The 22,918-nt window shown below is 64.7% G+C and carries 22 protein-coding genes; 16 read left to right on the top strand and 6 right to left on the bottom strand.

Annotated elements, in window-relative coordinates:
* The first annotated feature begins 50 nt into the window (after positions 1–50).
* Complete coding sequence (locus RTQ46_RS23035; RefSeq protein ID WP_312439924.1) at positions 51–800, top strand: nucleotidyltransferase domain-containing protein; 750 nt, start codon at positions 51–53, stop codon at positions 798–800.
* A gap of 4 nt (positions 801–804) precedes the next feature.
* On the opposite strand, the gene RTQ46_RS23030 is transcribed toward RTQ46_RS23035, so the two are convergent.
* Positions 805–3,048, bottom strand: a complete 2,244-nt coding sequence (locus tag RTQ46_RS23030) for a TonB-dependent siderophore receptor (protein WP_312439923.1) — start codon at positions 3,046–3,048, stop codon at positions 805–807.
* Positions 3,049–3,314: 266 nt separating this feature from the next.
* Between RTQ46_RS23030 and RTQ46_RS23025 the strand changes: the two genes are divergently transcribed.
* A complete protein-coding gene (locus tag RTQ46_RS23025) occupies positions 3,315–4,181 on the top strand; it encodes a hypothetical protein (RefSeq protein ID WP_312439922.1) in 867 nt (288 codons plus the stop codon).
* Positions 4,182–4,184: 3 nt separating this feature from the next.
* Here the strand turns inward: RTQ46_RS23025 and RTQ46_RS23020 are convergent, their stop codons facing one another.
* The 4 genes from RTQ46_RS23020 to RTQ46_RS23005 all read right to left on the bottom strand — a co-directional run bounded on the left by RTQ46_RS23020 (position 4,185) and on the right by RTQ46_RS23005 (position 7,785).
* Complete coding sequence (locus RTQ46_RS23020; RefSeq protein WP_312439921.1) at positions 4,185–4,586, bottom strand: hemerythrin family protein; 402 nt, start codon at positions 4,584–4,586, stop codon at positions 4,185–4,187.
* Between the two features lie 144 nt (positions 4,587–4,730).
* Positions 4,731–4,883, bottom strand: coding sequence for a hypothetical protein (locus RTQ46_RS23015; RefSeq protein ID WP_312439920.1), 153 nt, complete (start codon positions 4,881–4,883; stop codon positions 4,731–4,733).
* A gap of 137 nt (positions 4,884–5,020) precedes the next feature.
* Positions 5,021–5,206, bottom strand: coding sequence for a hypothetical protein (locus RTQ46_RS23010; RefSeq protein ID WP_312439919.1), 186 nt, complete (start codon positions 5,204–5,206; stop codon positions 5,021–5,023).
* Between the two features lie 122 nt (positions 5,207–5,328).
* Complete coding sequence (locus RTQ46_RS23005; RefSeq protein ID WP_312439946.1) at positions 5,329–7,785, bottom strand: sulfite reductase flavoprotein subunit alpha; 2,457 nt, start codon at positions 7,783–7,785, stop codon at positions 5,329–5,331.
* Between the two features lie 297 nt (positions 7,786–8,082).
* Between RTQ46_RS23005 and RTQ46_RS23000 the strand changes: the two genes are divergently transcribed.
* The 3 genes from RTQ46_RS23000 to RTQ46_RS22990 all read left to right on the top strand — a co-directional run bounded on the left by RTQ46_RS23000 (position 8,083) and on the right by RTQ46_RS22990 (position 11,361).
* On the top strand, positions 8,083–9,183 hold the full coding sequence (locus RTQ46_RS23000; protein ID WP_312439918.1) for a branched-chain amino acid aminotransferase: 1,101 nt from the start codon (positions 8,083–8,085) through the stop codon (positions 9,181–9,183).
* Positions 9,184–9,254: 71 nt separating this feature from the next.
* The gene (locus RTQ46_RS22995) at positions 9,255–9,959 is read left to right on the top strand and encodes a ribonuclease T2 family protein (RefSeq protein ID WP_312439917.1); all 705 of its coding nucleotides are present in this window, start codon (positions 9,255–9,257) and stop codon (positions 9,957–9,959) included.
* Positions 9,960–9,969: 10 nt separating this feature from the next.
* Positions 9,970–11,361: an MFS transporter gene (locus RTQ46_RS22990; protein WP_312439916.1), complete on the top strand. Its 1,392-nt coding sequence runs from the start codon at positions 9,970–9,972 to the stop codon at positions 11,359–11,361.
* Between the two features lie 17 nt (positions 11,362–11,378).
* Here the strand turns inward: RTQ46_RS22990 and RTQ46_RS22985 are convergent, their stop codons facing one another.
* Complete coding sequence (locus tag RTQ46_RS22985) at positions 11,379–13,013, bottom strand: acyl-CoA synthetase (RefSeq protein WP_312439915.1); 1,635 nt, start codon at positions 13,011–13,013, stop codon at positions 11,379–11,381.
* Between the two features lie 126 nt (positions 13,014–13,139).
* On the opposite strand from RTQ46_RS22985, the gene RTQ46_RS22980 reads away from it, so the two are divergent.
* The 11 genes from RTQ46_RS22980 (at position 13,140) to RTQ46_RS22930 (ending at position 22,844) form a co-directional block, all read left to right on the top strand.
* Positions 13,140–13,823, top strand: a complete 684-nt coding sequence (locus tag RTQ46_RS22980) for a Crp/Fnr family transcriptional regulator (protein WP_312439914.1) — start codon at positions 13,140–13,142, stop codon at positions 13,821–13,823.
* Between the two features lie 62 nt (positions 13,824–13,885).
* The gene (locus tag RTQ46_RS22975) at positions 13,886–14,473 is read left to right on the top strand and encodes a hypothetical protein (RefSeq protein WP_312439913.1); all 588 of its coding nucleotides are present in this window, start codon (positions 13,886–13,888) and stop codon (positions 14,471–14,473) included.
* Positions 14,474–14,493: 20 nt separating this feature from the next.
* Positions 14,494–14,874: a DUF2946 family protein gene (locus tag RTQ46_RS22970; protein WP_312439912.1), complete on the top strand. Its 381-nt coding sequence runs from the start codon at positions 14,494–14,496 to the stop codon at positions 14,872–14,874.
* Between the two features lie 72 nt (positions 14,875–14,946).
* A complete protein-coding gene (locus RTQ46_RS22965; protein WP_312439911.1) occupies positions 14,947–15,543 on the top strand; it encodes an SCO family protein in 597 nt (198 codons plus the stop codon).
* Between the two features lie 19 nt (positions 15,544–15,562).
* Positions 15,563–16,027, top strand: a complete 465-nt coding sequence (locus RTQ46_RS22960) for a copper chaperone PCu(A)C (RefSeq protein ID WP_312439910.1) — start codon at positions 15,563–15,565, stop codon at positions 16,025–16,027.
* 182 nt (positions 16,028–16,209) lie between these two features.
* A complete protein-coding gene (locus RTQ46_RS22955; protein WP_312439909.1) occupies positions 16,210–16,887 on the top strand; it encodes a CerR family C-terminal domain-containing protein in 678 nt (225 codons plus the stop codon).
* Complete coding sequence (locus RTQ46_RS22950) at positions 16,884–18,092, top strand: multidrug effflux MFS transporter (RefSeq protein WP_312439908.1); 1,209 nt, start codon at positions 16,884–16,886, stop codon at positions 18,090–18,092. The genes RTQ46_RS22955 and RTQ46_RS22950 overlap by 4 nt, the downstream gene beginning before the upstream one ends.
* Positions 18,093–18,178: 86 nt before the next feature.
* Positions 18,179–19,513, top strand: coding sequence for a DUF3422 domain-containing protein (locus RTQ46_RS22945; RefSeq protein ID WP_312439907.1), 1,335 nt, complete (start codon positions 18,179–18,181; stop codon positions 19,511–19,513).
* A gap of 140 nt (positions 19,514–19,653) precedes the next feature.
* Positions 19,654–20,802 carry a hypothetical protein gene (locus RTQ46_RS22940; RefSeq protein ID WP_312439906.1) on the top strand — a complete coding sequence of 383 codons (1,149 nt, stop codon included), beginning with the start codon at positions 19,654–19,656 and terminating at the stop codon, positions 20,800–20,802.
* Positions 20,803–20,862: 60 nt separating this feature from the next.
* Positions 20,863–22,386 (top strand): hypothetical protein, encoded by a 1,524-nt coding sequence (locus RTQ46_RS22935; protein WP_312439905.1) that lies wholly within the window; start codon positions 20,863–20,865, stop codon positions 22,384–22,386.
* Positions 22,387–22,451: 65 nt separating this feature from the next.
* Entirely contained in the window at positions 22,452–22,844 is a 393-nt protein-coding gene (locus RTQ46_RS22930) for a BlaI/MecI/CopY family transcriptional regulator (protein WP_312439903.1), read from the top strand.
* Positions 22,845–22,918: the final 74 nt, after the last annotated feature.

The raw sequence follows: 22,918 nt of genomic DNA, 5'->3' as shown, positions 1-22,918 counted from the left end.
GAGTTTATCAGGGAATGAAATGCAGGTACGATGGCATCAGGAGGGTATTGATGGAAGCGATTGCAACGTATGAAGAAATCCGCGCGCGGGCCATGCGGCTGGTGCAGGAACGTTATCGGGGCGCCGTGGCGGCCGTGATCGGCGGCTCGTTCGCCACCGGCCGGCAGACGGCCAGCTCCGATATCGATTTGCTGCTGCTGTTCGACCATGTGGATGCCGCCTGGCGCAATACCATCGTGTACGAAGGCCAGACAGTCGAATTGTTTGCGCACGACCTGGCTACCTTCCGGTATTTTTGCGAGGAAATCGACGCGCCGCGCGGCACGGTGCCGCTGGCGATGATGATGATCGAAGGCGAAAATATTCTGGCCGCCAGCGCGCAGCATGCCGAACTGCTGGCGCTGGCGCAGGCTACCCATGCGGCCGGACCGCCGCCGCTCGACACAAACAATCTGCGGCAGCGCCGCTATGCCATTACCAACGCACTGGAAGACCTGGTTGACAGCCGCCACCCGGGCGAGGCGATGGCGGTGGCCTGCGGCCTGTACGGCATGCTGGCCGATTTGCACCTGCGCGCGGCGGGCCAGTGGAGCGGCGGCGGCAAGCATCTGTTTCGCCGCCTGCACGCCCACGATGCGGCCATCGCCCTGCAGCTCGATGGCGCCCAGCGCCTGCTGGCGAGCGACTTGCCGGCCGGCCAGCAGGCGTATGCACAGGTAGCCGGTGCGATACTGGCGCCGGCCGGCGGTCCGTTGCTCGCGGGCTACGAGCTGCCGGCGCCGGCGCACTGGCGCAGCTGAACCACTAGAACGTGGTGCGCAAGCTCAGGTTGACATTGCGCGGTTCACCCCAGAACACGCTGTCATAGAAGCCCACGTTGCGGTAGTACTTCTTGTCGAGCAGGTTGCTGACATTGAGCTGCAGCGTGCTCTTCGGCGACACCGCATAGCTGGCCATCAGGCTGTAGAGCGCGTAGCCGGCCTGCGGAATGCGCGCCGTACGGTCGCGCGCGGGCGGGCGGCCGTACCAGGTTTCGCTGTAGGTGGCGCTTTGCGCGGTGGCGCTGCCGCCCACTTTCAGGCCCTGCCAGCGGCCGTCGAAGCGGTAGGCCGTGGACAGGCGCAGCAGATGGCGCGGCTGGTTCGGCACGGCGCGCGCGCCGTCGGCGTCTTCCGCCTTCAGGAAGGTATAGCCGCCGCTCGCTTCCCAGCCCGGCGCCAGCTGGCCCGACACGTCGAACTCGATCCCCTTGGCGCTGATGCCTTCGCCGTTGGCCACGTAGGCCGAGCCGCCGCCGGGCAGCACAAAGCCTTGCGGCACCGTGGTGTCGAGTTCGGCCAGGTTTTTCTTCCTGACCTTGAACACGGCGGCCGACGCGTTCAGCTTGCCGTCAAAAAATTCACCCTTCACGCCCGCTTCGAGGTTGTCGCCCGTTTCCGGATCGAGAAAATGGTTGTTGCGGTCGCGGTTCGACTGCGGCGTAAACAACTGCGTGTAGCTGGCGTAGGTCGAGTAGTGCGGATTGATGTCGAACACCACGCCTGCATACGGCGTGATCTCGTTGCGCGTTTCCGAAAAGTCGCTGGCGCCGGTATACACGCCGCTGGTGTTCCAGGCTCGCGTTTCCGTACGATACGTGCTGCTGCGCGCGCCGACGATCACATGCAGCGGATCGGCCAGGCTCAGCCGCGTGGCCACGTAGCCGCCGGCCAGGCGCGTCACGTCGCGCGTGTATGAGCCGTCCGGCGTGAAGACCGGTTTCGGGATATTGCCGGTCCATGTGTGGTAGTCGGGCACCTGGGCCGGATACAGGATCTCGGCATCGCCGCCGAGCGATTTGGACTTGGTATTGCCGCCGTTCCAGCCGACAATCGCCGTATGCTTGCGGCCGAATAAACTGAACGGGCCGCTGGCGTACAGGTCGAAATTGTCGGCGATGCTCTTGCCTTCGCCCCAGGCGCCCGTCCACAAGCTCATGCCCTTGCCGGTGAGCGGGTTCGGATAGCCGGAACCGGCATAGGCGACCGTGGTGTTGTTGCTGCTTTCCGTGCGCGCATAGCCCAGGTGCAGCTTCCAGTTGCCGGGCAGATGCTGGTCCAGCGAGGCGAACAGCGTGTGCTGGTCGTTGGCCCAGGTGCTCCATGGCGTGGTCAGGCTGGTATTGCGCGGCAGGTTGGCCAGGCTGCCATCGGCATTCCAGTACGGCACGGCGCCCCAGGTGGCGCCGGTCGGCGTATTGTCCTGGAAGTCGATGCCGGCCGTCAGCATCGTGCCGGGACGCAGATCCGCCTCCAGCACGGCCATGCCGACCGTCTTGCGCTCGTGGTACATGTCGAAATACGAGTCGCGTTCCTGCCAGGCGGCCGTGGCGCGGCCGCGCACGCTGCCATCCTGGCTGAACGGCGTCGAGATATCAGCCTCTACACGGTGATTGTCCCAGCGGCCCAGGCTCACGCCCGCGCTGGCCTGGAAAGTTTTCGTCGGGCGCTTGCGTATCATGTTGATGGTGGCCGACGGGTCGCCCGTGCCGCCCATCAGGCCATTGGCGCCGCGCACCACTTCCACGCGGTCATACAGCACCGTGTCCTGCAGCGGCGAGTTCGAGCCGCGCGGCATGCTGTCCACCTGGATATTGTTGATGCTGAAGCCGCGCGCATAGAAACTGGTGCGTTCGCTGTCCTGCTGCCCCACCTGGATGCCCGTCGTCAAACCCAGCGCCTGGTCCAGGCGCACGGCGCCCAGGTCGTCGAGCAGCTCGCGCGTGATGATGCTGACCGATTGCGGCGTTTCGCGCAGCGACAATTCCATGCGCGTGGCGCTGCGCGCTTCGCCGCTGGTGTACGAGCGCGTGCCTTCCGTGGTCTGGGCCGCCTGGCCGGTAATGGTAACGGCCGGCAGGGTCGGGTCGGCCTCGGCCTCGGCGGCAAGCAGCGGCAGGCTGGCGCCGGCAGCCAGGCCGAGCAGGGCGACGCGCAACAGGCAGGGCAGCGGGCGCAGAGAGGGGCGGGCGAGGTGGGTGAGGTGGGCGGTACGGGCGTGTAAAGACATGATCATCCTGAATATTGTCATTGTGGGTGTCCTATCGCTTCTGGCGCATGGCGCAGTGGCTGGGGCGCTGGCGTGCGGCTGGCCCGGTGTGGCTTGGATATCGGAGCGTCAATTCTTCGCGTGAATGAGAATCATTATCAATATAGCTTTTATTGATTCAATTGGCAAGTATTTGCACCAACAGAGTGCGCCATTGCCGTGATGGACGTGGTTTACAGGCATCTGCGATAATGCATGCAAGACATTTTGCAAGATGAAGGAGTTGCATGCGTACATGGATTGCCTGTGCCGGATGGTTCTGCGCCGTGTCGCTGGGCCATGCCCAGGAAGGGCCGGCGCCGGCCGTGCCGGTGCGGGGGCAGTCGCAGGACAGCCCGGCTGCGCCTTCACTTCCCGTGACCGACCCGGCAGCGCAGCCGGTGCAGGAACAGCCTGCATCTGCTCCCGTACCGGTCGCCTCCGAGTTGCCGGCAGTGGCGCCGCAGTCGGTAACGGTCACGGCTGCTCCGTCCGGCATTGCGCCGCGCGTGCGGTTTACCGCCTACCGCGACAGCTATCTGACGGCAAAAAAAGTATGGCAGGTATCGCGCGGCAACGTGGTGATGGCCCTGCGCCTGATTCCGGCCAAGCTCAGTGCCACCATCGACGATGTGCGGGTGGCGCTGCAGGGCGATGGCGCGCCGATCCCGATCAAGGTGGGGGAGGGTGGCGTGTTTATCGTGCCGTTGAATGAAGAGATCGCCGGCCAGCGCGGCAGTTTTCTGGTCAACAAGAGCAAGGGCGAGCTGACGGCCAGCATGGTGATCCAGCCGTCCGTGGCGCGCGATGCCTGGACGGTGGCGCGCGTGGCGCAGGTGCTGCACGACGCCCGGCTGGCCGTGCGGGCGATCACGCCGTGGTACAAGCGGCCGTTTGCCAGCGATGTGCAATCGCTGGCCTTTTGTGCACAAGAGCAGGGCAGCGCGCTGCAGCTGATGCAGGGCGAGCAGCTGATCGCCACGATCCCCATGAGCCAGCCGGCCGTCAACGACATCAACCAGCCCGTGTATTGCAAGGTGTTCGATGGCGAAGACAAGTACCCGGGCCACTACCGCGTGGTGATGCCGGAGCAGGCCACCGTGCTGCTCCTCTAGGTTTCAGTTGCGCTGCACCAGCTCCAGCGCCGCAGCCAGCGCCAGGTCCATGGTGGCCTGGTGAAACAGCAGCCACTGCGGCAATAGCGCGAGCGCCTGCCGTCCCTGTGCCAGGTCGCCTTCATCGACGGCGGCCCAGGCGTGGTGCAGGCCGCTCAGCACGCGCGCATGCTGCTCGCGGTGCGTGGCCAGCGAAGGAAAACCGATTTCCTCCATCAGGTCTTCTTCCTCGCGAAAATCGCGTTCCACGGCCGCGATCAGGTCGCGAAAGCCGGCGCTGAAGTTCGGGTCGGCCAGCTGCGCAAGATGCTCCAGCCGCGCCAGTTCGTCGAACAGCGCTTCGTGCGCGTCGTCGAGGGCGGGGACGCCCAGCGCCATGTCGGTTTTCCATTGAGATGTGAACATGCCAGCTCCTGTCTGAGCCCGTTCAAAGCTGAGCGGGCTGTTCCAGTGTGGGCGCGCTGCACCTCAAAATCCATGATCTGGATCAAAATTACGATGGGATCAAACGCAAAACCTGGCCATGAAAAATGGTTTATTTCCACCAGGCTAGCGGCGCTCCCAGCGCGACCACATGGCCTGCGCATCCACGTGCGGAATGTCCACGGCCTGCACGGCGGCGGGATTGGACTTGTACAGCGTGACTGGCACCAGCAGCAATGCCGACAGGGCAAGGCAGGACAATACTTTGAGCGTCAACATGATCATCTCCCCGCATGCCGGTAGCGGCGCGGGGATGCGGCGCCTGCCGGTAGCCATCAGGTAAACCATGCTTGCAGTTTAGGTCAGATAGCGATAAGTTCAACTTATTGCTGTGATGCACTGCACCAAGTCTGGGCTTATTTCGGCTTGCGGCGCCGCGGCGGTTTGCCAACCGGCGGCAGCAGGGAATCGAACCAGACCTGCGTCAGCTGCCGCGTGCTTTTTGCCGCTTCGCGCTTGATGGCGGCCGTCGCATGGCCGCGCGCCGTATTGGCCACGCGGTTGGTGGCGCTCAGGTACATGCTCATCCAGGGGTTTTTCATGACGCACCTCGCAGTGGTGGAGAATGTCCCTACTGTAGGCGCGTGATGCGGGCTGACCGTGCGGCGGCCCACACAGGGCGCCGCCTCGGCTTCAGTGTTTGTGCTGGGTCAATAGACTTCGCTCAATACACGTCGCGCCGGTAGCGGCCTGCGGCCCGCAAGGTATCTAACCCATCCTGGCCCAGCACCTCCAGCAGGACGGCGTCGACGCCGGCCGCCATGCCCTGCAGGCTGCCGCAGACATGGATGATGGCGCCCTCCAGCAACCAGGCGCGCAGCTCGTCCGCATTGGCGCGCAGGCGATCCTGCACGTATTCGCGGGAACCGCCATCGCGCGAGTAGGTGCGGTCCAGCCGTGCCAGGTGGCCGTCCTGCAGCCACGCTTCCAGTTCCGCCGCGCAGACGCTGTCCACGCTCTGCTGGCGCTCGCCGAACAGCAGCCAGTTGCGGGCCAGCCCCGCTTCTTTGCGCGCGCGCAGGTGCGAACGCAGCCCGGCCAGTCCCGAACCGTTGCCGATATAGATGCATGGCGTGTCGTCGAGCGCGGGGGCGAACGCCGGGTTGGCCTGCAGGCGCAGGCGGACGGTGCCGCCCAGCGGCGCGAACTGCGTCAGCCAGCCCGAAGCCACGCCGTAGCCGCCATTGTTGTCTCCCGCATGGCGCTCCTGGCGCACCAGCAGCTGCAGTTCGCCATCGAACGGCATCGAGGCCAGCGAATAGCTGCGCGGCGCATGCGGCACGCTGCCGCCGCTGTCTTCGCCTTCGCTGCCATCGCTGTTGCAGGGGATGATTTCGGCCAGAGCGCCGGCTTGCCAGGCGGCTCCGGCCGGTCCCGCGAGAGCGATTTCATACAGCGCGCCGCCCTGGCTGCCCGGATTGAGCAGCACGCGGCGCGTGAGCGTCCACGCGTCGTACGACGCTTGTTCCTGGCGGCCGATGGCGTCGATGTCGCTGCCGCTGACGCGCGCCAGCGCCTGCGACCAGTTCGCCAGCGCATGCGCATCGTGCCTGTCGACTTCGATCAGCGGGAACAGCGGGGTGGCGCCCAGCGCCTGCAGGCGGCGGTCCAGCGCATGGCCGAAGCCGCAGAACTCGGTGTAATGGCGGTCGCCCAGCGCCAGCAGGCCAAATTCCAGGCCGGCCAGCTGCGCCGCGGCGGCATCGTCGAGCAGGCGCGCAAAGCGGCGCGTGCCGTCCGGCGCTTCGCCTTCGCCAAACGTGCTGGCAACGATCAGCGCCCGTTCATACTGGCGCAGCTGCGCGGGAGCCAGCTGGGCGAGCGATTGCACGTCAACCGGCACGCCGGCCTGCTGCAGCGCATGGGCGCTTTCCAGCGCCAGCCGTTCGGCCTGGCCCGACTGGCTGGCATACGCGACCAGGGTCGGCAAGCCGCTGACATGGGGGCCGGGCGCGCCGGCGCCGAGCATGGCGCGCTGGGCGGCGACGGCGCGCCTGGCCTTGCGCCGGCCCAGGTACAGCATCCAGCCCGTGATGCCGAACAGCGGCATGCACAGGCTGGCAACGGTGACAATAATACGGCCCGGTAAACCGAAGTAGGTGCCCATATGCAGCGGGTAAATGATGGACACCAGACGCGAGCCCAACGCTTGCTGATCATGGCGCTTGCCTTCCGTAATCGCGCCATCGGCCGGCATCACCGACAGCGTATTGCGGGCGCGCTCATGCGGTGCGTCGGCAGGCAGCCAGGTAAACTGTACCGCCTCGTTCGGGCGTGCCGGCATGCGCACGGTGGCCAGCGTCCACTGGCCGGCCTGCTGCCGGAAGGTGTTCCAGGCCAGGCTGATATCGGCTGCCGGTGCAATCGACGCCGGGGCTTTTTTCTCGCGGCCGGCGCCCGGTTTGGCCGGTGCCTGCGCCGTGCGCGGCGGCTTGCCGGCCCAGGCGTCGACATTGTCGCGCACGACGTCGTAGGCCCAGTACAGGCCGGTCAGGGTCAGCATCACGTAGACCACCAGGCACCAGGTGCCGATCACGGCGTGCAGATTCCACAAAAACGAGCGGCCTTTCAGGGCCGGATCGAACGTCAGCCAGGTACGCCAGTCGAGCGGGCGGCGCGGCCAGCGCAGGTACAGCCCCGACAACGCCAGGCCCAGCAGGCACAGCGCCAGCGCGCCCAGTACCTGACGGCCCGGTTCGCGCGGCAGCAGCAGCCAGCGGTGCAAGGACTCGGTCCACTCGAAAAAGCCCGCGCCCTGCAGTGCCGGACGCGCCGCGCCCGTGTACGGATGCACATACACCGACTCGCCACGGCGCTGGCCCGCTTTCGGCGCAAACGACACGCGCGGCGCGGCGCCCGGTTGCGCATACATCGTAACGGAGGCGACCCGCTGGCCGTGCTCGCTGGAGGCCACGCTGGCCAGCTGGCCCGGCGTCAGCGGCGCGCGCGTTTCCACCGCCACATGGCGCACGCCGGGATTCATCAGGTCCAGCAGTTCATCCTTGAACGAGATCGTGGCGCCGGACAGGCCGATAATCATCAGCACGGTGCCGGCGGTGATGCCGATAAACCAGTGCAGCTGGAACCACACCTGTTTCCAGCTGGGCCAGGTCCATTGCATGGTGGCGCGCCGGCGCGCAGTTGTCTGTGGCTGCGCTGCGGGCGTTGCGCGCGATGCCGGTGCGCCGGCGAGGGTGGGTGTGCTCATGAATCGACTTTCTGGCTGGCAGGGCGGACAAGGGCGCCATCATATCGCAAATGAGAATGATTCGCACTAATCTTCGGGCCAGGCGGGCTCAGATCGGCCGCGCGCCGGCCCGCTTGTCTCCGGACGTTTTGCCATGCATACTGCATGCCATCCTGTCCTGCCGGAAGGACTACAATAGCAGCCTGTCTTTACTACTATCCTCGAACGCCCATGACCACCTCCACACCGAATCTCGCCATCACGCCATCCGCCCACCCCCTGTCCGACGCCGAACGCGGCGAGCGCATGAACAAGCCGGCCTTCGGCCGCGTGTTTACCGACCATATGGTGGTGATTCCTTACCGCGACGGCAAGTGGCAGCAGGGCGAGCTGAAAGCCTACGGCCCGTTGATGCTGGACCCGTCGGCTTCCTCGCTGCATTACGGCCAGGCCATTTTCGAAGGCTACAAGGCGTTTGCCCAGCCCGACGGCAGCATCAAGACCTTCCGTCCTGAACAGAACGCCGAGCGCTTCAACCGCAGCGCCGCGCGCCTGGCCATGCCGGCGATTCCCGTCGACCTGTTCCTGGAAGCGGGCGACGCGCTCATTTCCATCGACCGCAACTGGGTGCCGACCAGGACCGGCGAGAGCCTGTACATGCGTCCGCTGATGATCGCCACCGATCCTTACCTGGGCGTGCGTCCGTCGGAAGAATACCTGTTCGTGCTGTTCGCTTCGCCTGCCGGCGCCTATTTCCCGCAGGGCGTGAAGCCGGTCACCGTATGGATCAGCGAAGACTTCGTGCGCGCCGCGCCGGGCGGCACCGGTGAAGCCAAGTGCGCCGGCAACTATGCGGCCAGCCTGATGGCCCAGTCGCAAGCGCAAGAGAAGGGCTGCGACCAGGTCGTGTGGCTGGATGCCGTGCACCGCGAATTCATCGAAGAGATGGGCGGCATGAACCTGTTCTTCGTTTATAAAGATGGCGAGAAAGTCACCGTGGTCACGCCGGAACTGACAGGCACGCTGCTGCCGGGCATTACCCGCCGCAGCCTGCTGGAAATGGCGAAAGACCTCGGCTACGCCACCGAAGAGCGCAAGCTGTCAGTACAGCAATGGCGCGACGATATCGCCTCGGGCCGCATGACCGAAGTGTTTGCCTGCGGCACGGCCGCCGTGATCACGCCGGTGGGCGTGGCCAAGGCCAACGGTTTTGAAATGACCATCAACAATAACGAAAACGGCGCCGTCACGCTGGCCCTGCGCGAAGCGCTGCTGGGCCTGCAACACGGCACGGCCGCCGACACGCACGGCTGGATGCACAAGGTCTGCTGAGCCCCGTTGTTTGAATGATCCTGCGCCGGCACCATGTTGCCGGCGTTTTTACATCGCTGGAGGAGATTCCCATGCAGTTGCGCTTTATCCTGCCTTTGTTATTGAGCCTGGCCAGCGGCCTGGCCCATGCGGCCGACGCCCAGTGCGTGGCGCCGCGCAATATCAGTTTTGCCGATTACGACGTCAAACCGTCGGACGAAAAGAATACCTGCTACAAGCAGAGCACCAACGTGCCCACCGATTACTTCATGCTGGCGCTGTCGTGGTCGCCCGGCTTTTGCGACAGCCAGCGCCGCCGCGGCGAAATCTCGAAGAAAGCGGCTTTCCAGTGTTCGGAAAGCAACCAGTTCGGCTGGATCGTGCACGGCCTGTGGGCGCAGTCGGCCAATCCGGCAACCTGCGACGATCTTTCCGTCACGCCGCCGCGCAAGACCGACCTGCATCCGCGCTATTGCAAGGGCAACCTGCCGAAGCTGGCGCCGGGCGAGATCCTGCCCTACATGTGCATGCAGCCGGGCGAGGCGCTGCTGCAGGGCGAGTGGGAAAAGCATGGCGCCTGCGATTTCGATACGGCCAGGGAGTACTTCGAAAAGGAACGCGAACTGTTCCAGGCGTTGAAGCTGCCCGACACCAGCATGGCGAAAAACGAACTGTTCCAGTGGATGAAGGAACACAACCCGCAGCTGAAAGGCCGCTGGCTCGGCTATGAAAAGAATTCGGGCGAGCTGCGCATCTGCTACTCGAAGGACTTCAAAGTGATCGATTGCCAGAAATAGGGTCGCCGCGATGAAGAAGAACGCAGCGCAGCCGGTAATGGTCGGCGAAGACGGCCTGCCGCCCGGCGCACGCGGCTGGGCCATGCTGTCGCTGGCGATCGGCGTCGGCATGGCTTCGCTCGACACGGCGATCGCCAATACCGCCTTGCCGGCGATTGCCAGCGAACTGCATACGACGCCGGCCGCGTCCGTGTGGATCGTCAATGTGTACCAGCTGGCGATGGTGGCGACCCTGCTGCCGTTTTCCTCGCTTGGCGAAATCGTCGGCTACCGCCGCGTGTTTTTGTCGGGCATGTTCTTGTTCACGCTGGCGTCGCTGGCCTGCGCCATGGCCTGGTCGCTGCCGACCCTGGTGGTGGCGCGGCTGTTCCAGGGCGTGGGCGCCAGCGCCATGATGAGCGTCAATACGGCGCTGCTGCGCGTGCTGTATCCGAAACACTTGCAGGGCAGGGCGTTCGGCACCAACTCGCTGGTCGTCGCCGTGGCGTTTGCCATCGGCCCCACGGCCGCCTCGCTGATCCTGGCCACCGCCTCCTGGCCGTGGCTGTTCGCCATCAATGTGCCGCTGGGGCTGGCCGGTTGGTTTGTCGCCAGCCGCATGCTGCCGGCCACCCGCCTGTCCGGCCACAAGATGGATGCGCGCACGGCGCTGTACAACGTGGGCGCATTCGGTGTATTGATACTGCTGTTCGGCGACGCGGCCCACCATGCGGCCGTGTCGACCCTGTTGCCGGAACTGGTGGCGGTGGTGATCTTCTTCGTGCTGCTGCTGCGCCGCCAAAGGGGACACCAGGCGCCGATGCTGCCGGTCGACCTGTTTCGCCGGCCGCTGTTCTTTTTGTCATCGATGACGGCGATCTGCACGTTTGCCGCGCAGGGCCTGGCGTTTGTGTCGCTGCCGTTCTATTTTGAAGTGACCCTGGGCCGCTCGCCGATCGAGACGGGTTTCCTGATGACGCCGTGGGCGGTGCTGGTGGCGGTGATGGCGCCGATTGCCGGCCGGCTGAGCGACCGTTATTCGTCGGGCCTGCTGGGCGGCATTGGCCTGGCCGCGCTGGCCACCGGCTTGCTGACCTTGGTGTGGATACCGGCTGGCCCCGGCGTCTTCGACATAGCCTGGCGCATGGCGCTGTGCGGCATCGGTTTCGGCTTTTTCCAGGCGCCGAACCTGAAAGCCATCATGGGCAGCGCGCCGCCCGAGCGCAGCGGCGGCGCCAGCGGCGTGGTGGCCACCTCGCGCCTGGTCGGGCAGGCCACGGGCGCCGCGCTGGTGGCCTACTGCTTCACCATTTCGGCCACGCGCGGCACCACCTATGCCTTGTTGCTGGCGGCCGGCTTTGCGGCGCTGGCCTGCATCGCCAGCTTTTCACGGCTGGTGGTGGCGCAGCCGGCCAACGCCTGAATCGGGTCCGAGCGCGGTCAAACGTCGATCGCCTTGTCGGACTGCATGCGCTTGCGCAGTTCGAACTTCTGGATCTTGCCGGTCGAGGTGCGCGGCAGGGGGCCGAAATAGATGGCTTTCGGCACCTTGAAGCCGGCCAGGTTGTTTCTGCAAAAGGCGATCAGCTCGGCTTCCGTCACGCTGGCTCCTTCGCGCAGTTCCACGAACGCACACGGCGTCTCGCCCCACTTTTCGTCGGGCTGGGCAATGACGGCGGCGGCCAGCACCTGCGGGTGGTGGTACAAGGCATCCTCCACCTCCACGCTGGAGATGTTCTCGCCGCCCGAAATAATGATGTCCTTGCTGCGGTCCTTGAGCTTGATATAGCCGTCCGGATAGCGCACGCCCAGGTCGCCCGTATGGAACCAGCCGCCGGCAAACGCCTCCTGCGTCGCCTTTTCATTCTTCAGGTAGCCCTTCATGCAGATATTGCCTCTGAACATGATCTCGCCGATCTGTTCGCCATCGCTGGCCACCGGCTGCATGGTCTCCGGATCGATCACGGCCACCTCGCTTTGCAGGTGGTAGCGCACGCCCTGGCGCGACTTCATGACGGCCCGCTCCTCCGGCGACAGCCAGGCCCATTCCTCCTGCTCGGCACAGATGGCGGCCGGGCCGTACACTTCCGTCAGGCCATACGAGTGGATCAGATCGAAACCCATCGCCTCGATCTTGGCCACCATCGCCGCTGGCGGCGGTGCGCCCGCCACCATGCCGCGCACGGGCCAGTCGATGCCCTCGCGCCAGCCGGCCGGCGCATTGGCCAGTCCCGCATGCACGATGGGCGCCGCGCAGTAATGGGTGACGCGCAATTCGCGCATCAGGTCGAACACCAGCTTCGGTTCGAACTTGCGCAGACACACGTTGACACCGGCGCGCGCGGCGATGGTCCAGGGAAAGCACCAGCCATTGCAGTGGAACATGGGCAGCGTCCACAGATAGACCGCGTGCTTGGGCATGTCCCACTCCAGAATATTCGACAGGGCATTCAAGGCCGCGCCGCGGTGATGGTAGACCACGCCTTTCGGGTCGCCCGTGGTGCCGGACGTGTAGTTGAGGGCGATCGCATCCCACTCGTCGGCGGGCGGCTGCCAGGCGTAATCGGGGTCGCCGCTGGCCAGCAGGCTTTCGTAATCGAGTTCGGCAAAGGCTTCCACCTGCGGTCCCAGTTCGTCGTTGACCTGGATCACGCGCAGGCCGGGAATCTGCTCGGCCATCTGGCGCGCCAGTTCGGCAAATTCCGTGTCGGCCAGCAGGACCTTGGCCTGGCCGTGGCGCAGCATGAAGGTCAGCGAGGCGAGGTCGAGCCGGATATTGAGGGCATTGAGCACGGCGCCGGCCATCGGCACGCCAAAGCTCGCCTCCACCATGGCCGGGGTGTTGGGCAGCATCACGGCCACCGTGTCGCCAATGCCGATGCCCAGTTTCACCAGGCTGGACGCCAGGCGGCGCGTGCGCGCATAGGTGTCGCGCCAGTTCTGGCGCACGCTGCCATGTGCAATTGCCAGGCGATTGCCATATACTTCGGCAGCCCGGGCGATATAGTCGAGCGGGGTAAGGGCGGCATAGTTGGCGCTGTTCTTGCCCAGGCCGGTATTGAAATCGGGTGTCATGGTTGGTCTCCTGATTGAAAGTCTGCTGCTCCCTGTGTGCGGGGCTGGTGCATGCCAGCATAGCACCAGTACTGAAAATTCACTGTCATCTTAGCGACAGCTGAGGCGAAATCTGACGAGGATGAAATGGATCACGCACTGCCCGAACTCGACAGCCATGTATGGTTCCAGGCTCTGGACGCCGGCCACCAGGCGCTGCTGCGCGCCGGCAGCGAGCTGCGCCAGTTCGAGGCGGGCGCCGTCATCACGCGCCGTGGCGAGCCGTCGCAGCACTGGATCGGCGTGCATGCCGGGCTGATCAAGCTGGCCGTGTATAACGCCGATGGCCGCGGCGCCACCTTTTCCGGCGTGCCGGCCGGCGGCTGGTGCGGCGAAGGCAGCGTGCTGAAACGCGAATTGCGCCGCTATGACGTGGTGGCCGTGCGCGCTTCAGGCATTTTGCTGGTGCCGGCCGAGCTGTTCCACCGCCTGCTGGCCGAAAGCCTGTCGTTCAACGCCTTCGTGATCCGCCAGCTCAACGAGCGCATGGGGCAGTTTATCGCCACCATCCAGAACCAGCGCCTGCTCGGTGTCGACGCGCAGGTGGCGCAGGCGATCGCGCAGCTGTTCCACCCGATGCTATATCCGCGCACCTCCAGGGTGCTTGAGCTGTCGCAGGAGGAAATCGGCATGCTGACCGGCATTTCGCGCCAGCGCGTCAACCTGGCGCTGGGCCGCCTGGCCGAGTTGGGCCTGATCAGCATAGCCTGGCAGGCGATCCGCGTGGTCGACCTCGAAGGCTTGCGTCTGTACGGCGCGGCGTCGCTGTGATGACAGACTTTTACGATCCGGCATGGCATGCTGGCCGCTGGCAAACTGAAGCGAACTGACGCATGGCCCTGGTTTCCCATTCCCCGATGCATCTGCTGGGCCTGCGCTTTCCGCTGCGCCTGCGCGTCACCGTGCGCCAGGGTTTTGTGACCTTGCACAATGACATCGCCGTCAAAAAACTGGGCAGCGGCGACAGCTTTGTGGTGCCGGCCTTTCTGCGCTTTGCCTGCGATGTGATGCCGGGACGCGGCAAACCGGCCGTGTTCAGCCTGGCGCTGGAACAGGACGACACAGACAAACACGATGGCAGCGGCAAGCGCTGGAGCCGCGCGCTGGCGCGTCATATCTTTCATGCGCCGCAAGGGCAGTGGACGGCCAGCCGGCTGGCTGCCTTGTGGCAGGTCACGCCGCACAAGGCGCGCGCGCGGCTGTTTGCCGAAGGCGAAGCCTTGCTCAGCCTGGTGCGCGAACAGCGCCTGGCGCATGCGCTGCATACGGCCGCGCAAGCCGATGGCAGCGACGGACGTGGCCTGGCGGAAGTGGCGGCCGGCTCCGGCTTCGCCTCGGTGCCTGCCTTCTGCGACGCCTGCACCGATGTGGCCGGCGTGCGCCCGACACTGTTCCTCGGCGGGCCAGGACCCGCCGCTTGATACTCCGCTATAATCGCGGCATGGGAATTTTTATCAAGCGCAAGCATCTGCTTCTGTGGTTCGCCTGCCTGGCGCTGCTGCTCAATGCCCTGTTGCCGCCGCTGTCCCATGCATTTTCCTCTTCGCAAGCGGGTGCCGCCACCGAGATCTGCTCGTCCAGCGGCGCTGTCTACACCCAGGCCGAGCTGGCGCCGTGGTCCGGCCAGGATGCCCCGCAGCATATCGAACATTGCCTGTACTGCATGCACCATGCGGGCAGCCTGGCCCTGCCGCCTGCGCCACCGCCACTGGTGGCCGTGGTCACGGGCCACGACCGGTATCCGCCGCTGTACTACCAGGCGCCACAGCCGCTGTTCTCGTGGACGGCTGCGCGCCCGCGCGGTCCACCGGCGGCCGGCTGACGCTTCCATTTTTCCGCCGCGCTTGCTGCGGCATGTTTTTTGTCCTGCTACGCCCATCGGGCCTGAATACCTATGAAACGTCGTCTTTTTCTGCTCGCCGGCACGGCGGGATTGCTCACGCTTGCTGCCTGCGAGCAAGCACCGAAACCCCATTACAACGGCATGGATCTGACGGGAGGCGATTACAAGCCCGACTTCAAGCTGAGCGGCCCGGACGGCCGCGTATATACGCTGGCCGACTTCAAGGGCAAGTATGTGATGGTCTTTTTCGGCTTCACGCAATGCCCGGATGTCTGCCCGACAGCGCTGTCGCGCGCCGTGGAAATCCGCAACAAGCTGGGCGCGGATGCCGGCAAGCTGCAGGTGATCTTTATCAGCATCGACCCCGAGCGCGACACGCCGGCATTGCTCGGTGAATACATGCGCGCGTTCGATCCGACCTTCCTCGGGCTGCGCACCGATCCGCAAAACACGGCCCAGACCGCCTTCAACTACAAGGTGTTCTACCGCCGCGTGGCCAGCGGCAGCTCCTACACCATGGACCACACGGCCATCAGCTACGTGCTCGATCCGCAGGGCCGCATGCGCCTGGGCCTCAAGCACCAGATGACGGCTGACGAATGCGCGCAGGACATCAAGACCCTGATGACCGCCAAATACACGTTATAAACATCGAAAGGATTTAACCATGTTCCATCTGAAAACCGTTGTTGCCGCCACCCTGGCCGTCTTGTCGTTCTCCGCTGCCGCGCAAAGCGCCGTCACCGTCACCGACCCGTGGGTGCGCGCCACCGTGCCGCAGCAGAAGGCCACCGGCGCCTTCATGCAGATCACGGCGCCGAAAGCCATGCGCCTGGTCGAAGTGCGCGCCAGCGTGGCCGGCACGGCCGAGATCCATGAAATGAGCATGGCCGACAACATGATGCGCATGCGCCAGGTCAAGGAAATCGCGCTACCGGCCGGCAAGGCCGTCGAGCTGAAACCGGGCGGCTACCACGTGATGCTGCTGAACCTGAAAGGCCAGGTCAAGGCCGGCGACAAGATTCCGCTGAGCCTGGTGGTCGAAGGCGAAGACAGGCACCGCGAAATCATCGAAGTGACGGCCGTGGCGCGGCCGCTTGGTGGCGCTCCTGCAGCACATGCCGGGCATTGATGGCAACACGTAGGTCGGATTAGGCCCAAAGGGCCGCAATTCGACACCATAGTTAGCGCCAACAATGTTGTCGGATTACGCGCCGCTGCGCGCCGCTAATCCGACCTACGCACCATGTTCATTTGAAAATTAAACAGATGTTTGATATGATTTCAAACATCTGTTTAACCGCTTGGTAAAAAATGAGCCTGGACATCACTCCCGAACCTGCGAATGCGCAGGAACCGGCGCGCGCGCGCATCCTGCAAACGGCCGCCGAGCTGTTTGCCGAACACGGCTATGCAGCCACCTCCGTGCGCAAGATCTGCGACGCGGCCCACGTCAATGTGGCGATGGTCAATTATTATTTCCACAGCAAGGAAGAGCTGCACCTGGCCGCCTTCGACCATGCGCGCGAACTGGCTGGCGCTTCGGCGCGGACGGTGGCTGAAGCGAGCGCGGCGGCCGACCTGCCGCCTGCCGAACAGCTGCGCCTGGCGATCGAAGCGCTGGTGTCCGACATGCTGCGCTGTGGTTCGGCCACGCTGTTCAGCCGCCTGGTGGCGCGCGAACTGCTGGAACCGACGGCCGCCATCCACAAGCTGGCCGAGCGCAATGTTCGCCCGCAGCATGCGCTGTTTACCAGCCTGATCCGTGACGTGACGGGTCCTGCCATGCCGGCCGACGTGGTGCAGAAATGCGTGTTCAGCGTGATCGGCCAGGCCGTGTTCTACGCGCGCTCGCGCATCGTGCATGAGCTTGTCGCGCCGGAAATCACCTATGACGAGGCCGGCATTGCCAGCATCGCGCGCCATATCGCGCAGTTCTCGCTGGCCGCGCTCGAGGGCCTGCGCGCGCAATACGCACAGGTGAACGCATGAAGGCGCGCAACCTGACGCTGGTGCTGGCCGGCCTGTCCATGCTGGGTCCGTTCGCCACCGATACGTTCTTGCCGTCGTTCCCCGCGATCGCCACCCATTTCGATGTCAGCAGCGTGCTGGTGCAGCAGACGCTGAGCGTCTACCTGGCCGCCTATGCCTTCATGACCCTGTTCTATGGCACCTTGTCCGATTCGTTCGGCCGCCGTCCCGTGATCCTCGGCTCGCTGCTGATCTTCGCCGTCGGCTCGATCGGCGCCGCGTTTGCGCCGAGCTTCGGCTGGCTGCTGTTTTTCCGCGGCATGCAGGGCGCCTCGGCCGGTGCGGGCAGGGTGATCGGCCAGGCCATCGTGCGCGACTCGCTCTCCGGCGCGGCCGCGCAAAAGATGCTGGCCAATATCATGATGGTGTTCGGCATCGCGCCCGCCATCGCGCCGATTATCGGCGGCTGGCTGCACGTGGCGTATGGCTGGCAGTCGACTTTCGTGTTCACCTTTTCCGTCACGGTGCTGCTGATGCTGGCCTGCCTGAAAGGCCTGCCGGAAAGCCTGCCTGCCGCGCAGCGCCAGCCGTTTCATCCCGGCACCATCGCCGCCAATTACTGGCAGGCGCTGCGCCACCAGGTGTTCCTGCTGCGCTCGCTCGCGGTGGCGTTTGCGTTTGGCGGCTTTGCGCTGTATATCGCCTCGGCGCCGCACTTTATCCTCGACCTGCTGCGCCTGCCGGAAACGGCGTTCGGCTGGATGTTCGTGCCGATGGTGGCGGGCCTGGTGCTGGGGTCCGCGCTGTCGGGCAAGCTGGCCCATACCGTGCCCAGCGCAACCCTGGTGCGGCGCGGCCTCTTGGTGATGGCGGCCACCGGTGTGCTGAACATGGCGTACAACCACTGGTTTGTCGCCAGCATTCCGTTTGCCGTGGCGCCGGTGGCGCTGTATGCGTTCGGCATGTCGATCGCGCTGCCGGGCATGACCATGTCCACGCTCGATATTTTCCCGCAGATGCGCGGACTGGCCGCATCCCTGCAGAACTTCGTGCAGATGGTGCTGTTTGCGCTGGTGTCCGGCTTTGTCGCGCCGCTGCTGTTCGACAGCGGTTTCAAGCTGGCCATGGGGCAGGCGGCGGCGGTGGCATTTGCTGCGTTTTTCTGGTGGCTGGGCACGCGGCAAGCCGCCGTTCAGCCCAAACAAGAGGTAGTGAAAAGCAACTGATAGTCAGGCATGGCGGCGGCTTTGTTACACTGTAACAATCTGCCGCCAGCAAGGGGCTCAGCAATTTGCAACTTTATCGCCTATCCATGCACTTGATTAACACCAGTCTGAACCACGCCTTGCGCGTGCCGCTGGCCGCCGAGATCCACTCGCGGCCGTTCTTGCAACTCGATGCGCCGGAACTGATCACGCATCTGGCCGTCTACAGCAACGACCAGCCCGATGCCGGCACGTCGAACCTGCAGGCCCAGCACGCCACGCTGGCGGCGCTGTGCACGCATTTCGGCGTCACGCCTCCCGCTGCCGAAGCCAAGTATTTCTATTACGATTTCGGCCGCTTTCGCCTGAAATGGGAATGCCATACCGAGTTCGCCACTTTCACCTTTGCCGAACATCCGGACGCGCCGGTGCCGGTGGAGCAGGCGTTCGCAGGCATGCCGCTGGAACAGTTGCCGCAGCACTGGCTGGCCAGCCTGAAGGGCAAGCTGATGGTGGCGGCCCACGTGGTGCTCGAGCGTGCCATCGAGCCGGCCGACACCTACATGCCGGGTTTGTCGAACGTCTTCGAAGGCAATACCCTGGTTGGCAGCGAAGTGCTGCAGGGCGGCGAACTGTGGACCGATTTCACGATCCAGTCCGACGGCTTCAGCCGCTTCATTATCCGCGACGCGGGCATGCGCTCGCAGCAGTCGGGCCGACTGGTGCAGCGCGTGCTGGAAATCGAAACCTACCGCATGTTCGCACTGCTGGGCCTGCCGTACGCGATGCAGGCGGCGCCGTCGCTGAACGCGATTGAAAACGAACTGGCGACTTTGGCCGCCGCCATGGTCGCCACCGACAATGCGCGCGGCGAAGATAGTACCTCCGAGCAGACGCTGCTCGACCGCATCACGCGCCTGGCGGCCCGCATCGAAAAACTGTCGCTCGACAACAGCTACCGCTTTTCCGCCTCGAAAGCGTATTTTGGCCTGGTCAACGCCCGCATCGAAGAACTGCGCGAAGTGCGCATCGAGGGCATTCCGACGGTCGAGGAATTCATGGACCGCCGCCTGACGCCGGCCATGCATACCTGCGAAGCGATGGCCAGCCGCCAGGAAGCGATGGCGCAGCGCATTGCCAATACCAACGACCTGCTGCGCACCCGCGTGGGCATCGTGCAGGAGCTGCAGAACCGGCAGATATTGCAATCGATGAACGCGCGCGCTGCCCAGCAGCTGCAGCTGCAGCAGGCCGTCGAAGGCCTGTCGGTGGCGGCGATTTCCTATTATGTGATCGGCCTGTTCAGTTATACGGGCAAGGCGGCCAAGGTGATGGGCCTGCCCGTCAACCCGGAAATCCTGGTGGGTGCGCTGGTGCCGTTCGTGGCGGCCGGCGTCTGGCTGGGCTTGCGGCGCATGCACCGCAAGCTGCACGCGCACTGAGCAGGACGACAGAGGCGCTGAAAATTTGCTATGTTTCAACCCTCCACCGCCAGGGGTCGTTGAAAGGAAGCAGAGTGCCAGCAAATGTTGCCGATCTCGTTAATGAGTATGTTGCAGAACGCCAGCGTGCCGATGAAGCCATGCAACGGCAATTCAATGCGCCTGTTGCTGACGGCGATGTAATGGTTGGCGGGCAATTATTGCCCTCATCTGCCTCCAGGATCGACGACGGTGTCCTGCGCGCCGTCAGCGACTGGTCCGAGCTGGACCGCTTGCCGCGGCTGATGCGCGTCGCCACCCGCCATGGCACGCATGAGCTGATGGAATATGTCGCCCGGCATCCGTTCCTCCATGAACTGAGCTGGCAGTCATCGACTGTCACCGAGCTCGATTTCAGCCACGGCAATCTGGCGCGCCTGAGCGTGCAGCTGGCGGGCGTCACCTGCCTGAAGCTCAACAAGATCCTGCATACCCTGGCCTTGCGCGGGGCGCCGTCGCCCGGTTTGCGCCTGGTACACGCGCATCAGGGGCAGTTTCTTGCCCTGGAATGCGAACACGGCATACCGCCATTCCAGGGCCTGGACCGGCTCACGGGCTTGTCGCTGGTCGATGTGCGCGAACTTGACATGGCGCTGGTGGCGCAGCGCTTTCCCATGCTGGAGCGCTTGCGCGTCTGGGGCAAGCCGGGGCTGCTTACGAACCTGCCAGCTATCGCGCAGCTGAAACGGTTGCAGTTGTTTACCGCCGATAATCTGTTTGGCTACGGCGCCGAGGATGTTCCCACCGCCGGTCAATTGCCCCACCTCACCACCTTGTCGATGAGCAGCCTGCCGGCCGATGCGGCCCAGGCTATCAAGGCAAACTTCAAACAGGCGGCGGCGCAGGGACTGGCGCTGCGCATTACCCAGCCGCGCAAGCCGGAATGGCTGGCTGACAACCTGCTCAATCCGTTTCGCGGCTGGGACGGTCACGCGCGCATTTCCGCCGCCCAGGCAAAAAAGGCGGCGCAGGCCTACAAGCAGCTGCTGGCCGGCACCCGCGCCATCGATACGGCGATCGACGCCGCCAGCCTGGCCAAGGCGCTGACTGCCCTGGTCGGCGATTATGTCGGCGTGTTCAACCAGCTCGACCGGCACGGCGGCATGATCGAAACGGCGGAGCGCGAACAGATCGGCACGGCGCTGACGGACGTGCTGGCGCAACTGGCGGAGGAACTGGAAAAACGGGGCGGCGCACTGGTCGACCAGGCCGCGCTGCAACAGCGCTTCGCTGCGCTGCGCGAATTCTAGCGCGGGGCACTGCGCCTCATGCTCCGCGAATATCAATCCATAAGTAAAAGGAAAATCCGAGTGCCAGCAAATGTCGGTGATATCTACAGTGTATTTTCAGTGGAGCTGCAGCAGTACGTGGCGTGCCAGGTGACCCATATCCAGCCGCCCAGGACGCCCAGGGGCAAGCCGCTGGCGGCCGTGCTGCAGCTGGACTGGCTGGGCGACGCTTTGCCCGACGCGGCGGCGGCCAGCCGCATGCAGCCCTTGCGCTACAGCTATTATTTTGTCCGCAACCGCCTCGATCACGGCTATGTGACGGCCAATGTGCCGCCCGATCATGTGTTCATTGCCAACCTGCCGCCGCTGGTGGAAGACGAGGTCCACACCTACAAGTTCGGCTGGGACACGGGCGCCAGCATGGCGCGCCAGCGCAGCTGGCAGCAGATCGATCCCGCGCGGCGCAAGCAGTTCCGGGCCGCGTCGGGCGGCAACAAGGTGATTGTCGGCGGCCACGTCTTCAAGCAGGACGCGACCCGCATCAACGACAGCATACTGGACGCTGTCAAGGACCTGTCCGAACTGGACCTGCTGCCTTGCCTGATGACCATCGAAACCGCCAAGGGCACGCCCGAGCTGATGGCGTATATCCGGCAGCATCCGTTCATCAACGAGCTGCACTGGCAATCGTCGACGGTGACCGAGATCGATGTCAGCGCCATGCACCTGCAGCGCTTTGTCCTGCAGCCCGATGGCGTCACCCGTGTGCGCCTCAATTCCGGCCTGCAACTGTTTTCGCTGACCGCCACGCCGTCGCCGCAGCTGCAGGTTGAACAGGCGGAGCAGGGACGCGACCTGAGCTTGCAGTGCGGGGAGGAAATGCCGGTCCTGCAGGGCCTGGATCGCCTGGGCGCGCTGTCGCTGACCGGCGTCAGGGAGCTGGACCTGGCGCCGGTGGTCGAGCGTTTTCCCCATCTGCGCGAGCTGCGCCTCTGGGGCAAGCCCGGCATGGCGCGCAATCTGCGCAGCATCGCGCAGTTGCCACAATTGCAGATGCTGACCACGTTTGACGTGTTCGGCTTTGGCGCGGACGAGTTTCCATCGCCGGAACAGTTGCCGAACCTGGCCAGCCTGTGGATGACCAGCCTGCCGGCGGACGTGGCCAAGGCCGTCAAGACGGCGTACAAGAAGGCGGCCGCGCAGGGCCTGGACTTGTCGATCAGCAAGCCGCGCAAACCGGAATGGCTGGCCGAGAATCTGCACAATCCGTTTCGCGACTGGGACGGTCGCGAGCAGATTTCCGCAGCCCAGGCAAAGAAGGCGGCGCTGGCCTACAAGAACCTGCTGGCTGCCACGCGCGCCATCGACGCCGGCATGCCTGCGGCGGAAGCGGCCGCCGCGCTGGACGCCATGGTCACGGCTTACACGGAGGATTTCAACAAGATGGAACGCTCCGGCATCATCGAAACCGTGGAGCGCGAGGAAATCTATGCCGTGCTGGCCGATGTGCTGGTGCAACTGGAAACGGAGCTGGGCGGGCAGGGCCCGGCGCTGGTGCAGCAGGAACGCCTGTATGAACTGTTCGACCAGTTGCGTGATTTTTAACGCGCGGTGGATAATCTAGAAATAAAGTTCTAGACATAAAGTTCTAGTGTGGGTATGCTGGCGTCATGTCAACACCCATTCCACTCCCCACTCCCACCGCCGCCGAACTGGAACTGCTGCGCATCCTCTGGCAGCGCGGTCCGCTCGACGCGCGCGCCGTCTACGATTGCCTGGTGCTGGAGCGCGCCGATGCCAGCTACGCCACGGTCCTGCGCCAGCTGCAGCTGATGCATGGCAAAGGCCTGCTGAGCCGCGATGAAAGCCGGCGGCCGCAGTTGTATGCGGCGGTCGAGGCGCAGGAAAAAGTGCAGACCAGCCTGCTCAAGGACCTGATCGGCAAGGTGTTTGCCGGCTCCGGCAAGGCGCTGGTGCTGACCGCGCTGCGCGAGCATGTCAGCGACGCGGAGCGCCTGGAAATCGAAAAAATCCTCAGCCACAAAGGTTCCGGCAAGCCATGAACCTGGCCATGCTGATACCCGCGCTGGGCTGGTCGCTGCTGTATTTTGTGTGGCAGGGACTGGCTGTCGGCGCG

Source organism: Janthinobacterium sp., from assembly GCF_031995485.1.
In the GTDB taxonomy this organism is placed as follows: Bacteria; Pseudomonadota; Gammaproteobacteria; order Burkholderiales; family Burkholderiaceae_D; genus Janthinobacterium.
The sequence above is the reverse complement of the archived record's forward strand: the minus strand, read 5'-3'. Positions and strand labels throughout refer to the sequence as shown.

Coding starts and splice junctions, on each gene's coding strand:
- RTQ46_RS23030 (WP_312439923.1), bottom strand. CDS start 3,048: ATGTCTTTACACGCCCGTACCGCCCACCTCACCCACCTCGCCCGCCCC.
- RTQ46_RS22950 (WP_312439908.1), top strand. CDS start 16,884: ATGAAGGCGCGCAACCTGACGCTGGTGCTGGCCGGCCTGTCCATGCTG.
- RTQ46_RS22955 (WP_312439909.1), top strand. CDS start 16,210: ATGAGCCTGGACATCACTCCCGAACCTGCGAATGCGCAGGAACCGGCG.
- RTQ46_RS23015 (WP_312439920.1), bottom strand. CDS start 4,883: ATGTTGACGCTCAAAGTATTGTCCTGCCTTGCCCTGTCGGCATTGCTG.
- RTQ46_RS22930 (WP_312439903.1), top strand. CDS start 22,452: ATGTCAACACCCATTCCACTCCCCACTCCCACCGCCGCCGAACTGGAA.
- RTQ46_RS22995 (WP_312439917.1), top strand. CDS start 9,255: ATGCAGTTGCGCTTTATCCTGCCTTTGTTATTGAGCCTGGCCAGCGGC.
- RTQ46_RS22960 (WP_312439910.1), top strand. CDS start 15,563: ATGTTCCATCTGAAAACCGTTGTTGCCGCCACCCTGGCCGTCTTGTCG.
- RTQ46_RS22985 (WP_312439915.1), bottom strand. CDS start 13,013: ATGACACCCGATTTCAATACCGGCCTGGGCAAGAACAGCGCCAACTAT.
- RTQ46_RS23010 (WP_312439919.1), bottom strand. CDS start 5,206: ATGAAAAACCCCTGGATGAGCATGTACCTGAGCGCCACCAACCGCGTG.
- RTQ46_RS23020 (WP_312439921.1), bottom strand. CDS start 4,586: ATGTTCACATCTCAATGGAAAACCGACATGGCGCTGGGCGTCCCCGCC.
- RTQ46_RS22980 (WP_312439914.1), top strand. CDS start 13,140: ATGGATCACGCACTGCCCGAACTCGACAGCCATGTATGGTTCCAGGCT.
- RTQ46_RS23000 (WP_312439918.1), top strand. CDS start 8,083: ATGACCACCTCCACACCGAATCTCGCCATCACGCCATCCGCCCACCCC.
- RTQ46_RS23005 (WP_312439946.1), bottom strand. CDS start 7,785: ATGCAATGGACCTGGCCCAGCTGGAAACAGGTGTGGTTCCAGCTGCAC.
- RTQ46_RS22945 (WP_312439907.1), top strand. CDS start 18,179: ATGCACTTGATTAACACCAGTCTGAACCACGCCTTGCGCGTGCCGCTG.
- RTQ46_RS22970 (WP_312439912.1), top strand. CDS start 14,494: ATGGGAATTTTTATCAAGCGCAAGCATCTGCTTCTGTGGTTCGCCTGC.
- RTQ46_RS23035 (WP_312439924.1), top strand. CDS start 51: ATGGAAGCGATTGCAACGTATGAAGAAATCCGCGCGCGGGCCATGCGG.
- RTQ46_RS23025 (WP_312439922.1), top strand. CDS start 3,315: ATGCGTACATGGATTGCCTGTGCCGGATGGTTCTGCGCCGTGTCGCTG.
- RTQ46_RS22975 (WP_312439913.1), top strand. CDS start 13,886: ATGGCCCTGGTTTCCCATTCCCCGATGCATCTGCTGGGCCTGCGCTTT.
- RTQ46_RS22965 (WP_312439911.1), top strand. CDS start 14,947: ATGAAACGTCGTCTTTTTCTGCTCGCCGGCACGGCGGGATTGCTCACG.
- RTQ46_RS22940 (WP_312439906.1), top strand. CDS start 19,654: ATGCAACGGCAATTCAATGCGCCTGTTGCTGACGGCGATGTAATGGTT.
- RTQ46_RS22990 (WP_312439916.1), top strand. CDS start 9,970: ATGAAGAAGAACGCAGCGCAGCCGGTAATGGTCGGCGAAGACGGCCTG.